Annotated in this window: 11 protein-coding genes; 7 read left to right on the forward strand and 4 right to left on the reverse strand. The window is 60.3% G+C overall.

Annotated elements, in window-relative coordinates; genetic code table 11:
- Nucleotides 1-54 precede the first annotated feature (54 nt).
- From rfbD to rfbB, 4 genes are read right to left on the reverse strand one after another with little or no spacing between them, the layout of a single operon-like run.
- Nucleotides 55-936, reverse strand: coding sequence for a dTDP-4-dehydrorhamnose reductase (rfbD, locus tag EC915_RS15070; protein WP_133751330.1), 882 nt, complete (start codon nt 934-936; stop codon nt 55-57).
- Nucleotides 933-1478 carry a dTDP-4-dehydrorhamnose 3,5-epimerase gene (gene rfbC, locus EC915_RS15075; protein ID WP_133751331.1) on the reverse strand — a complete coding sequence of 182 codons (546 nt, stop codon included), beginning with the start codon at nt 1476-1478 and terminating at the stop codon, nt 933-935. The genes rfbD and rfbC overlap by 4 nt, the downstream gene beginning before the upstream one ends.
- Nucleotides 1475-2350 (reverse strand): glucose-1-phosphate thymidylyltransferase RfbA, encoded by an 876-nt coding sequence (rfbA, locus tag EC915_RS15080; RefSeq protein ID WP_133751332.1) that lies wholly within the window; start codon nt 2348-2350, stop codon nt 1475-1477. Before rfbA ends, rfbC begins: the two co-directional genes overlap by 4 nt.
- Nucleotides 2347-3426: a dTDP-glucose 4,6-dehydratase gene (gene rfbB, locus EC915_RS15085; RefSeq protein WP_133751333.1), complete on the reverse strand. Its 1080-nt coding sequence runs from the start codon at nt 3424-3426 to the stop codon at nt 2347-2349. Before rfbB ends, rfbA begins: the two co-directional genes overlap by 4 nt.
- Before the next feature lie 272 nt (nt 3427-3698).
- Here rfbB and EC915_RS15090 point away from each other — a divergent pair, with 272 nt between their 5' ends.
- The 7 genes from EC915_RS15090 (at nt 3699) to EC915_RS15120 (ending at nt 12330) form a co-directional block, all read left to right on the forward strand.
- The gene (locus tag EC915_RS15090; protein WP_133751418.1) at nt 3699-6617 is read left to right on the forward strand and encodes an aminotransferase; all 2919 of its coding nucleotides are present in this window, start codon (nt 3699-3701) and stop codon (nt 6615-6617) included.
- Nucleotides 6618-6921: 304 nt separating this feature from the next.
- On the forward strand, nt 6922-8028 hold the full coding sequence (gene aguA / locus EC915_RS15095) for an agmatine deiminase (protein ID WP_133751334.1): 1107 nt from the start codon (nt 6922-6924) through the stop codon (nt 8026-8028).
- Between the two features lie 200 nt (nt 8029-8228).
- Nucleotides 8229-8408: a hypothetical protein gene (locus tag EC915_RS15100; RefSeq protein WP_256658741.1), complete on the forward strand. Its 180-nt coding sequence runs from the start codon at nt 8229-8231 to the stop codon at nt 8406-8408.
- 251 nt (nt 8409-8659) lie between these two features.
- Nucleotides 8660-9928 carry an OprD family porin gene (locus tag EC915_RS15105; RefSeq protein ID WP_133751336.1) on the forward strand — a complete coding sequence of 423 codons (1269 nt, stop codon included), beginning with the start codon at nt 8660-8662 and terminating at the stop codon, nt 9926-9928.
- Nucleotides 9929-10231: 303 nt separating this feature from the next.
- Nucleotides 10232-11008: a helix-turn-helix transcriptional regulator gene (locus EC915_RS15110; protein ID WP_133751337.1), complete on the forward strand. Its 777-nt coding sequence runs from the start codon at nt 10232-10234 to the stop codon at nt 11006-11008.
- Between the two features lie 148 nt (nt 11009-11156).
- Nucleotides 11157-11330, forward strand: a complete 174-nt coding sequence (locus tag EC915_RS15115) for a DUF1427 family protein (protein ID WP_133751338.1) — start codon at nt 11157-11159, stop codon at nt 11328-11330.
- Between the two features lie 40 nt (nt 11331-11370).
- Complete coding sequence (locus EC915_RS15120) at nt 11371-12330, forward strand: zinc-binding alcohol dehydrogenase family protein (protein WP_133751339.1); 960 nt, start codon at nt 11371-11373, stop codon at nt 12328-12330.
- The last annotated feature ends 19 nt before the right edge of the window (nt 12331-12349 follow it).

Here is a 12349-nt window from a genome sequence, read left to right on the forward strand (position 1 = left end):
GTAGCGGTCGCATGGGTTACATGCGGTGCAGGCTCGGTATGGACCGCATTATGCCTACCGCTGCTGCGCTAAGCACTCCAGCATTGCGTCGTGCCAATCTGGCTGAGTCACACCCCATTCGCGTTGCAGGCGGCTGCAATCCAGACGCGAATTGAGCGGACGCGTTGCGGGCGTCGGGTAGGCGCTGGAAGAAATGGGCTCAAGGATTGCGCAGGGTTTTCCGGCTTTGATCAGTTCCTGGCCGATGGCCTGAGCGAAGCCGAACCACGATGTCTCGCCGCTGGCCGTCATGTGATACACGCCCCATGCCCCTGGCTTGCCATCGCGCCAGCGCTCGATCAACGCGCGAGTGCTTTGCGCGATGGTGCCCGCCCAGGTCGGGGCGCCGATCTGATCGGCGACGAGGGTGAGCTTTTCGCGCTCCTGCAGCAAACGCTGCATGGTCAGCAGAAAGTTGCGACCGATCAGCGAGTAAACCCAACTGGTGCGCAGGACCAGATATTGACCGCCGGCCGCAGCGATGGCTTGTTCGCCCGCCAGTTTGCTGCTGCCGTACACCCCAAGAGGATTGGGCGTGTCACGCTCGACCCACGCTCCATCCTTGCTGCCATCGAAGACGTAATCGGTGGAGTAGTGGATGAACGGAATGCCCAGCGCTGCGGCTTCCTCGGCAAAAACGCCGGGGGAGATCGCGTTGATCGCATAAGCCAGTTCCGGCTCGCTCTCGGCCTGATCCACGGCCGTGTGCGCAGCAGCGTTGACGATCAGGTCCGGCCTGACATGACGCACCACCTTGCGTATCGACGCAGGCTCGCTCAGGTCCAGTTGCTCGCGGCTCAGTACGATCAACTCGCCAAGGTCCTTCAGGCTGTGTTGCAGCGCCTGAGCAACCTGGCCCTGTCGCCCGCTGATCAAGATCCGCAGCGGCGAACTCATTCGAAAAGATCCGCCTCTTTGAGGCGTTTGCCGTCCTGATCCTTGGTCGACAGTTTGGGTGCTTCGGTCAGCCCCCAGTCGATGGCCAGATCCTCATCGTCCCAAAGAATGCAGCGCTCGGCCGGCGGGGTGTAATAGTCGGTGGTCTTGTACAAAAACTCGGCGTAGTCGCTGAGCACCACGAAGCCATGGGCAAAGCCGGCTGGTATCCACAGCTGCCTGGCATTTTCGGCGCTCAGTTCGAGCCCGAACCATTGACCGAAATGCGGGGAGCTGCGACGGATATCGACGGCGATGTCCAGCACCTTGCCCGCCGTCACGCGCACCAGTTTGCCCTGCGGGTTTTCGATCTGGTAATGCAGGCCGCGCAACACGCCTTTTTGCGAGCGTGAATGGTTGTCCTGCACGAATTGCGCGTTAACCCCGGTCGCTTCGGCGAAGGCCTTGGCGTTGAAGCTCTCATAAAAGAAGCCACGCTCATCGCCGAACACCTTGGGCTCGATGACGAGGACTTCAGGCAATTCACTCTTTGTGACTTTCACTGATGTTCCCCTGCGATCTTGAACAGGTACTGACCGTAGCCGGTCTTGCCGAAATAATCAGCCCGTTTGAGCAGGTGATCGCGATCGATCCAGCCGTTCTGGTAAGCGATTTCTTCGAGGCAGGCCACTTTCAGGCCCTGACGATGCTCGATGGTCTGCACGTATTGCGAAGCATCCAGCAGGCTGTCGTGGGTGCCGGTATCGAGCCAGGCGAAGCCACGGCCGAAACGCTCCACGCGAAGGTCGCCGCGCTTGAGGTAGGCATTGTTCACGTCGGTGATTTCCAGCTCGCCGCGCGGCGACGGTTCTACGTCCTTGGCGATCTGAATGACTTCGTTATCGTAGAAGTACAGGCCGGTCACTGCGTAGCTGGACTTCGGTGCCTTGGGTTTTTCTTCGATGGACAGCGCGCAGCCTTTGTCGTCGAAGTCGATCACGCCGAAACGCTCCGGGTCTTTGACCCAGTAGCCGAACACGGTGGCACCCGACGGGTAATCGGCCGCGCGCTTGAGCTGATCGCTGAAGTGCTGACCATGGAAGATGTTGTCGCCCAGAATCAGGCACACCGAATCATCGCCGATGAACGCTTCACCAATCAGGAACGCTTGGGCCAGACCGTCCGGCTTGGGTTGTTCGGCGTAATGGAAATTCACCCCGAACTGACTGCCATCGCCAAGCAATGCTCGGTATTGCGGCAGGTCCAGCGGCGTGGAGATGATCAGGATTTCCTTGATGCCCGCCAGCATCAGCACCGAGATCGGGTAGTAGATCATCGGTTTGTCGTAGATCGGCAGCAGTTGTTTCGAGACGCCGAGCGTGATCGGGTGAAGACGTGTGCCCGAGCCGCCTGCGAGTACGATTCCTTTGGTCATGCGATCAAGTCCTTAACGTTGGTACCCAGGCGTTCGCCCTGGTAGCTGCCGTCCTGCACATTGCGGCACCATTGCAGATTGTTCAGATACCACTGCACGGTTTTGCGCAGCCCGGATTCGAAGGTTTCTTCCGGCTTCCAGCCAAGCTCGCGCTCGATCTTGCTGGCGTCGATGGCATAGCGCATGTCGTGGCCTGGACGGTCGGTCACGTAGGTGATCAGGTCCGCATAGTTGGCCACGCCTTTGCGTTGCTCCGGTGCCAGTTCTTCGAGCAGCGCGCAAATGCCACGCACCACGTCGATGTTCTTCTGCTCGTTGTGGCCGCCGATGTTGTAGGTCTCACCGACCTGGCCTTCGGTGACGACCTTGAGCAGTGCCCGGGCGTGATCCTCGACGTACAGCCAGTCGCGAACCTGCAGGCCGTTGCCGTACACAGGCAGCGGTTTGCCTGCCAGCGCATTGAGGATGACCAGCGGGATGAGTTTTTCAGGGAAGTGGAACGGCCCGTAGTTGTTGGAGCAATTGGTCACTACGACCGGCAGGCCGTAGGTGCGTTGCCAGGCGCGAACCAGATGGTCCGACGCCGCCTTGCTGGCAGAGTAGGGCGAGCTGGGCGCGTAGGGCGTTGTCTCGGTGAACAGGTCATCGACACCATGCAGGTCGCCGTACACTTCATCGGTAGAAATGTGGTGGAAGCGAAACGCTGCGCGCTCGGCTTCCGGCAGCGTCAGCCAATAGCTGCGGGTCGCTTCCAGCAGGCTGTACGTGCCGACGATGTTGGTCTGGATGAACTCGGACGGGCCATCGATGGAACGGTCGACGTGGGACTCTGCTGCCAGGTGCATGATCGCCTGGGGCTTGAAGCGAGCCAGCACCTTGCCGACTTCGGCCTGATCGACGATATCCTGCTGCACGAATTCGTAACGGGTAGTGGTCACGATGCTCTGTAGCGATTCGAGGTTGCCTGCGTACGTCAGTTTGTCGAAATTCAGTACGTCGTGTTCGGTGTTGTTGATCAAATGGCGGATCAGCGCAGAGCCAATGAATCCGGCGCCACCGGTGACAAGTATTCGCATAGCCAGACCTTCTTCCCTGGATTGACGTCAAGACAAAAGAGCATAGCTTGTGGGTGTGCGCTGACAGGCGCAAGCGGCCAGCCCCCTAGAGGCTATGAAATTAATTGATTGCCGGACCTTTACAGCGTCATAAAACTGGCGGGATTGTTTCATTTGCGTCGCGGCTACGCTATCTCTGAATCAACATCGTGATTGAGTCAAAAACCCTTTGGGCGGGGTTGCCTGTGCGCAATGGCGATATCGCCGTCCATCTTGCCTCCGGGGCCCTGCATATGCCGCTTGCCACTCTGATTCGTCGCTCCAGCTTGCCCTGCCCCGATGTCACGACCGACCAAGCCGCTGAGCTGCTGTCGACGTATTACGCCTTGGCCGGCACGTTGAAGACGCTGGGCAGCCATCAGGATCGCAACTTTCTTCTGAACACCGCAGACGAGCGCCGTTTCGTATTGAAGATCTGCCACGGCGATTATTCGACCACGGAGCTGGCCGCCCAGCATGCGGCGTTGCGGCATCTGCGCGCGCATGCCGATGTCCGGGTGCCGGGTGTGGTGCTGACGGTCAGCGGGCACGACCTGCTGTCCGTACAGATTGGCGGGCACTCAGTGCACGTGCGGCTGCTGGAATTCATCGACGGCCAGTCGCTGGCGCATGTCAAACACCTGAGTCAGCCGGTAGTAACCGATCTGGCCGAGCTTTGTGCTCACGTCGATGTGGCGCTGGCGGGGTTCGAACATCCCGGCCTTGAACGGATTCTGCAATGGGACCCACGCCATGCCGGCGCGCTGATCAAGCACTTGCTGGCAGTTATCGAGAGTGCCGAGGCCCGCGCCTGCATCGCCAAAGCTGCCGCTCAAGCCCACGCACGGTTGCTGCCGCTCATCCCGGACTTGCCCATGCAGGCCATCCACATGGACATCACCGAATACAACGTGGTGTGGCGGCGCGATGCTCAGCGCATGTGGCAGCTGCAAGGTCTGATCGATTTTGGCGATCTGATGCGCACCTGGCGTATCGCCGATCTGTCGGTCACCTGCGCGGCACTGCTGCATCATGCAGAAGGCGATCCGCTGTACATCCTGCCCGCCATCGAGGCCTATCACCGGATCAATCCGCTGCAAACCGCAGAATTGAAAGCGCTATGGCCGCTAATCGTCGCGCGCTCGGCAGTGCTGGTGCTCAGCAGTGAGCAGCAGGCGAGCATCGAGCCGGACAACGCCTATATTCAGGCCAATCTCGCCAGCGAGTGGAACATCTTCGACGTGGCAACTTCGGTGCCGATGGCGCTGATGGAAGCCGCGATCCTAACTGCGGTGAAGCAGCTCGATCAGCCAGCCGACATAGAAGCGTTTTCACCTTTGCTGCCTGGCTTGAGCGCTCAGACGTTCACCTGCGTCGACCTGGGCGTGCTCAGCGAGCATTTCGAGGCCGGCAACTGGGAGCAATCCGGCATCGACGAGATACTGCTCAAAGAGACCGCGCGCGCTGGCGGGCTGGCGGCCAGCCGCTATGGCGAATACCGACTGTCGAGGACGCAACCCGACAGCGCGCATGAACCGGACACCTTTGCGCTGCACGTCGAATTGGTCATCCCTTATGGCTGCGTGGTTCACGCCCCCTTTCACGGGACGCTGCGTCATACCGCCGATGGGGCGTTGCTGCTGGCAGGGGGCCGGTCGAATCTGCGTCTTTGGGGCGTGCGCTCGGATTTCGATTCCGGAGTCGAATTCGCCGCCAGCGATGTGATCGGGCAGGGTGGCGGTTCGCTGATCGTCCAGTTGTGTTGCGAGCGTGAGGTCAGCCCGCCGCTGTTTACGACACCTTCACGCGCGGCTGCGTGGCGGGCGCTGTGTCCTTCGCCCAAGGCATTGCTCGGTTTCGAGTGCGACGCGCCGCTGTTGGCCGACTCCAGCGAACTGTTGGCCCGCCGTGACGCCAGTTTCGCGCGCTCGCAGAAGCACTATTACCCGATGCCGCCGCAGATCGAACGCGGCTGGTGCAATCACCTCATCGACATGCAGGGCCGTTCCTATCTGGACATGCTCAATAACGTCGCCGTGCTGGGTCACGGTCATCCGCGCATGGCTCAAGTGGCGGCGCGGCAGTGGTCGCTGCTCAACACCAATTCGCGGTTTCATTACGCGTCCATCGCTGAGTTCTGCGAACGTCTGCTCAAACTCGCACCCGAAGGGATGGACCGGGTGTTTCTGGTCAACAGCGGCACCGAGGCGAACGATCTGGCGATTCGACTGGCATGGGCCTACAGCGGCGGTCGCGATGTGTTGACTGTGCTTGAGGCGTACCACGGCTGGTCGGTGGCCACTGACGCGATTTCGACCTCCATCGCCGATAACCCCCATGCGCTTGGCACGCGGCCTGAGTGGGTGCATCCAGTGGCTGCACCCAATACCTATCGCGGTGAGGGGCGTGGCGCAGACAGCACGCCGTTCTACCTGAAAAGCGTCGATGCGCATCTGGCCAGTCTGGCGCAGCAGGAGCGGCAGTTGGCGGGGTTCATCTGCGAGCCTGTTTATGGCAATGCGGGCGGGATATCGCTGCCTCCCGGCTATCTCCAGGCGGTGTATCAAAAGGTGCGTGCTCAGGGCGGCGTGTGCATCGCCGATGAGATTCAGGTCGGCTACGGCAGACTGGGGCATTACTTCTGGGGCTTCGAGGAACAGGACGTGGTCCCGGACATCATCACCATGGCCAAGGGCATGGGTAACGGCCATCCCTTGGGCGCAGTCATCACTCGCCGGGAAATCGCCGAGGCCCTTGAGGCCGAGGGGTATTTCTTCTCTTCAGCCGGGGGCAGCCCGGTGAGCTGCCAGATCGGCATGGCGGTGCTGGATGTCATGCAGGAGGAAGGCCTTTGGCAAAACGCCAAGATTGTGGGCGGCTATTTCAAGGAGCGCCTGCTGGCGCTGATCGATAAACATCCACTGGTGGGCGCCGCTCACGGGTCAGGCTTCTACCTGGGTTTGGAACTGGTGCGAAACCGTCAGTCGCTGGAGCCCGCCACCGAGGAAACCGCTTACCTGTGCGACCGCCTGCGCGAACTGGGCATCTTCATGCAGCCGACCGGGGACTACCTGAACATCCTCAAGATCAAACCGCCGATGGTCACCACTCGCCGCAGCGTGGACTTTTTCGTCGACAGTGTTTCGAAAGTGTTGAGTGAGCTTGAGGGCTGAGCATCCAGGCCCTTCTTTTACCCGCAGGCAGGGGTTTGTTTGGGAGCAAATTCATTCGTGAGACGTCTATATGCCTGATGCAGATGTGTTGGGGCAAAAACGGCTTCGCGAATGAATTCGCTCCCAAACTGGGCCGCAGCGGCTCAAATAACAGATTAATATCGGCTCTTGTTCTAGTAGTTATGTCTTGGCGGATTTTAAACGCTTTTAAAGCAGATATTTATCGGCTATAACGTGCTTTTTCCTCGGTCGTCGATGTCTACGGCCTATCTACATTCTCGATGGCTTATTGGAGTCCTGTTAGATGACCACGCTCACCAGCACGCCACGCACCGACGGCTTCCACATGCCTGCCGAATGGGCACCGCAGACCCAGACCTGGATGGTCTGGCCGGAGCGACCGGACAACTGGCGCCTGGGCGGCAAACCGGTGCAGAGCGCCCACGTGGCAGTAGCCAGGGCTATTGCCCGTTTCGAACCAGTGACCGTGGCCGTTTCCGCCGCGCAGTACGACAACGCTCGTGCTCGTCTGGACGTGCCGAATATTCGCGTCGTCGAGATCAGCAACGATGACGCCTGGGTGCGCGACACCGGCCCGACGTTCGTCATCAACGACCAGGGTGAAGTGCGCGGCGTGGATTGGGGCTTCAACGCCTGGGGCGGTTTCGACGGGGGCCTGTATTGGCCATGGAACCTGGACGAACAGTTGGCCAGCAAAGTGCTGGAAATCGAGCGTTGCCCACGCTATGTCGCTGAAGATTTCGTCCTTGAAGGCGGCTCGATCCATGTCGACGGCGAAGGCACGCTGATCACCACCGAGGAATGTCTGCTCAATCGCAACCGCAATCCGCACTTGTCTCGCGAAGAGATCGAGGCCGTGCTGCGTGATCATCTGTCGGTGGAAAAAATCATCTGGCTGCCGGATGGCCTGTACAACGACGAAACCGACGGCCATGTGGATAACTTCTGCTGCTACGTACGCCCCGGCGAAGTGTTGCTGGCCTGGACCGATGATCCCCAGGACCCCAACTTCCCGCGTTGCCAGGCGGCGATGGGGGTTCTGGAAAACGCCCGCGACGCCAAGGGCCGGCCGTTCATCGTGCACAAAATGCCGATTCCCGGCCCGCTGTTTGCCACCGAGGAAGAATGCGCAGGCGTTGATCAGGTGCATGGCAGTCAGGAACGCAACCCTTCGGTGCGTCTGGCCGGCTCGTACGTGAACTTCCTGATCGTCAACGGCGGGATCATCGCCCCTTGTTTCGACGACCCGCTGGACGAGCAGGTGCGACAGATCCTCCAGCGTTTGTTCCCCGAGCATGAAATCGTCATGGTGCCGGGCCGGGAGCTGTTGCTGGGCGGCGGTAATATCCACTGCCTGACGCAACAACAGCCGGCGCCCCACCGGTCCTGAGTTGGTTCGGTTCTTGCTGTGATCAAGCCCATCGGAAGATGGGCTTTTTTGTGGGTAGCGTTTTCTCGTTCACCGGCTGCAAGGGTGCGTGGGGTTACCTAAAGGGTTACCGCTTTCGTCCGTCTGTAACAAAAGCGCCGTAGATTTCGCAGGCCAAACGCCAAGAGGTTATCCCTATGAACGCATGTCATGACGCGCGTGTGGCTCGAAATTTGTCTGCCAGCAGTGAAGCCCGGCAGATGATGGCGGACTGGTTACGGATGACCCATGCGCCAAAGAAAAGCGCTCCCGACTACCGCACCATGCTTAACCAGCGCTATCCCAGCGGCTTGATCAACGAGGCTGAAATCGAGGCGTTGCTCGGTATCCTGAACAGCTGAAGCGTGCCCCTGCGCCAGGTTCGGCCAGGCCATCTCATAGGTCCTTCTGGTATTCATCGAATTGACACCCACCGGAGCCGGGGATAGCATTCCTGGCTCACCTGCCTGTGGCCAAGCGCCATGTACGTGCATCAGTAGTCCACTGCGATGATTTCGTGCGGGCTTCCGGGACTTTCATCCGTCACGGAGGACGTAATTACCTGTCTGGTATTGCCACAGCGCGTGATTAATCTGCCAACAAGGACAACAAAATGAAACAGCGTATTGGCATGCTCGCCATGGGCATTCTGGCCGCCAGCCACGTCATGGCCGACGGGCAAGCGGACTCAAAGGGTTTTGTTGAAGACAGCAGCCTTAAGGTTAATCTGCGTAACGCCTACATCAATCGCGATTACAAGAATGGCCCTCAAGACCGCGCCGAATGGGGTCAGGCTTTCATGGCCAACTATTCGTCCGGTTACACCCAGGGCACCGTCGGTGTCGGTGTAGACGCCTTTGGTCTGTACGCTGTGCGTCTGGACGGCGGCAAGGGTAAAAGCGGCGCGGGCGGTATCGACTTCTTCAAGCAGGGTGACAGCGGCAACGCGGCTGACGATCTGCAGCGTTTTGGCGCAGCGGTCAAATTCCGCGTCTCCAACACCGAACTCAAATACGGCGACATGATGCCGCAGCTGCCGGTCCTGAGCTATGACAGCTCGCGCCTGCTGCCTGAAACCTACACCGGCACCCTGATCACGTCCAAAGAGATCAAGGACCTGGAACTGGTGGCCGGTCGTTTCACGGCCCAGACGCGCAAGAGCGCCGAAGGCCGCGACAGTGGCGATCTGAAAAGCATCAATGTCTACGGCGCCAGCTACAAGTTCACCGATGCGCTCAGCGCGGCGTTCTATGCCTCTGACGACGAAGACGTGCTGAAAAAGCAGTACCTGAACCTGAACTATGTCTGGGCAATGCCGAAAGACCAGTCGCTGACCTTCGACTTCAACGGCTACAAGACCAAGCTGGACAAGGACTTTGCTGTCGACGACGCGCGTGACAACAAGATCTGGAGCCTGGCCGCGACCTGGGCTGTGGGCATTCACTCCTTCACCCTCGCGCATCAGCGCAGCACCGGTGAAACCGGCTACGTCTACGGCGGTTACCGCAATAACGGTGGCACCAGCGATGGTGGCAACTCCATCTACCTGGCCAACTCCTACTGGTCAGACTTCAACGGCAAGGACGAGCGCTCCTGGCAGCTGGGCTATGGCGTGAACCTGGCGACCGTGGTCACTCCAGGGCTGAGCTACAAGGTCGCGTACGTGCGCGGCGACAACATCGACGACGGCTCCGACCGTGGCCGTGGCGAAGAGCGCGAGTGGTTCAGCCAGCTGACCTACGTCGTTCAGAGCGGCCCGGCCAAAGACCTGTCCGTGCGCCTGCGCAACTCGTTCCTGCGCGTCTCGAACAATGCCGACCAGTACAACTCCAGCGGTAACGAAACCCGTATCTTCCTCGACTACCCCATCAACGTTTTCTAAGGTTGAGCGGCCATTGAGCTGAAGCTGCAAAAAACGCCCCGATCGAGAGATCGGGCGTTTTAGTATCTGGCTTTCAATGTTGCGCTCGTCCCTGAAATTACCAGCGTCATCTCTTCCCTATGGAAGCGAGCTTGCTCGCGATGGGCCAGTACAGCCGCAACCTATCTGTCAGATGCACCAGCGCCTCGCGAATGAATCACCCCCACACGGATAGCGCTCGGCTACGGGTCGGTTTCAACCGCTGGCGGGACCGCCAGGCATCCCGCTAACATGGCTCACTTCTGATCCCTCCGGTCACCCCGCATGGCCCTTGCCGCTCCACCCGACCTCTCCAATACCTCCGTTCCCGTGCAGCGCGTCTCGCGCACGTATCCGCGTGGTGTGTATATCGAGCCGCATGAGCATGACTGGGGACAGGTCTTGTATGCGGTGTCCGGGGTGATGTGGGTCGAGACGCCCAGTGAGGCGCTGGTGGTGCCGCCGCAACGCGCGGTTTGGTTGCCGCCGGGCGTGCCCCATGGGATTCGCGTGGTTTCGGATCTGCAGATGCGCAATATCTATCTGCGCCCGGCGCTCGCGCAGACGCTTGAACCTGGCGTTCAGGTGTTCGAAGTCGCGCGCCTGCTGCGTGAGCTGATCGTCAATCTGGTCAACGAGCAAGACAAGGATTCCGAGTACTACAGCGCGCTGGTCGGTCTGGCCTTGCTGGAGCTCAAACGCGCCAGGCGCTCGCTGCTCAAGGTGCCAATGCCCGACGACAGCGACCGCAGATTGATCAACGTCTGCCAGGCGGTGATGGTCGATCCGTCTATCGCTGTGTCGTTCGAGCAGCACGCCGAGAATGCCGGTGCTAGTGTCAGAACCCTTTCGCGGCTATTTCAAAGCGTGCTGGGCATGGGGTTCGCCGAGTGGCGCAGGCAGGTGCAATTGGCGACCGCCGTGGCCGAGATCATTCAGGGTGTGCCGGTCAGCACCATCGCCCGCTGTCTGGGCTATTCCCCCAGCAGTTTCAGCGACATGTTTCGCCGTGAGCTGGGCGTGGCGCCCTCTCAATACCCGGTCGGCGAACAGGCCAATTGAGGTTCTTGTCGGTAGTTCGGCTGCGCCGTTGCGCCAGCCTGTCCGAAATCCAGAAGCACTTGGCCGGTAACCTCTGCCGCGGCTGCTTAAACTCCGATTATCGCCAACCGCTGTCGCGACGCACGTCGCCAGACCCTCGGAGTCAGTCATGAGCTACCTCATTTCACTCGCAATCGGCATCGCCGTGGGTGTGCTGTACGGCGCCCTCGACTTCCGGTCTCCTGCGCCGCCATTGGTCGCGTTGGTCGGCCTGCTCGGGATGCAGGCCGGGGAAAAGCTCTGGCCGATTGGCCGTCAGCTGTTTGCCGACCTGATTTCCTGAACCGAATGATTTCCACTGCTCAACTCTGGACATGAACACTATGAAAGCACTGCAATTCTCCAGAACCGGCGATCTGGCTGCGCTGGAAGTCGTCGAACTGCCCACGCCTGTCCCTGCGCAAGGCGAGGTGCTGGTACAGATCAAGGCGGCGGGCCTGAACCCCAGTGATGTAAAGAACGTCCTTGGCCGGTTTCCCTACACCACCTTGCCACGGGTGCCGGGCCGCGACTTTGCAGGTGTGGTGGTCGAAGGCCCGCAGGCGATGATCGGTCAGGAGGTCTGGGGCACGGGCAACCAGATCGGCTTCTCGCGCAACGGCTCCCATGCCGGTTACATCGCTCTGTCAGCCAAGGGCGTTGCCCTCAAACCCCGGTCGTTGAGTTTCGTGCAGGCCGCAAGCCTGGGGGTGCCTTACACCACGGCATGGGACGCGCTGGAGCGCAGTCTCGTCGATGCCAATACCCGCTTGTTGGTCATCGGCGCCAATGGTGCGGTCGGGAATGCGGCCATTGCGCTGGCCAAGGTGCGCGGTGCGCAGGTACTGGCGGCGGCGCGTCGCCCAGAGCACGTCCAGGCGCTGCAGGCTCAAGGCTATAACGCCATGCTGCTGGGCGAGCCTGAAACGCTCGCGGCGCAAGTAGGTACTGTGTTCGAGGGTGGGGCGGATGTGATTTTCGACACCACCGGTTTCTGGCTGCCTGCTTCGGTTCAGGCCTTGGCAGCCTTCGGTCGCATCGCTGTTATTGCCGCGCCGGTGGACGGTCACGTGCAATTGCCGACGCTGGCGCTGTATCGCAAAGGCGGTTCGGTGGTAGGCATCAACTCGCTGCTGTATGGCGTTCAAGCCTGTGCCCGTATGCTCGAACAATTCGGCAAGCTGTTCGACCAAGGTACGCTGCCGTTGCCAACCGGGCTGGTGGAATCACCTTTGGCGCACGGACGCGAGCGCTACGCTGAAGTCAATCAAGGCAGCGCGGACAAGGTCATTCTGCTGCCTTGAGTCGCAGGGCGCAGCGGCG

It is taken from the genome of Pseudomonas sp. LP_7_YM, from assembly GCF_004364435.1.
Classification (GTDB): Bacteria; Pseudomonadota; Gammaproteobacteria; order Pseudomonadales; family Pseudomonadaceae; genus Aquipseudomonas.

Coding starts and splice junctions, on each gene's coding strand:
- rfbD (WP_133751330.1), bottom strand. CDS start 936: ATGAGTTCGCCGCTGCGGATCTTGATCAGCGGGCGACAGGGCCAGGTT.
- EC915_RS15110 (WP_133751337.1), top strand. CDS start 10,232: ATGGCCCTTGCCGCTCCACCCGACCTCTCCAATACCTCCGTTCCCGTG.
- EC915_RS15090 (WP_133751418.1), top strand. CDS start 3,699: ATGCCGCTTGCCACTCTGATTCGTCGCTCCAGCTTGCCCTGCCCCGAT.
- rfbB (WP_133751333.1), bottom strand. CDS start 3,426: ATGCGAATACTTGTCACCGGTGGCGCCGGATTCATTGGCTCTGCGCTG.
- rfbA (WP_133751332.1), bottom strand. CDS start 2,350: ATGACCAAAGGAATCGTACTCGCAGGCGGCTCGGGCACACGTCTTCAC.
- EC915_RS15105 (WP_133751336.1), top strand. CDS start 8,660: ATGAAACAGCGTATTGGCATGCTCGCCATGGGCATTCTGGCCGCCAGC.
- EC915_RS15115 (WP_133751338.1), top strand. CDS start 11,157: ATGAGCTACCTCATTTCACTCGCAATCGGCATCGCCGTGGGTGTGCTG.
- aguA (WP_133751334.1), top strand. CDS start 6,922: ATGACCACGCTCACCAGCACGCCACGCACCGACGGCTTCCACATGCCT.
- EC915_RS15120 (WP_133751339.1), top strand. CDS start 11,371: ATGAAAGCACTGCAATTCTCCAGAACCGGCGATCTGGCTGCGCTGGAA.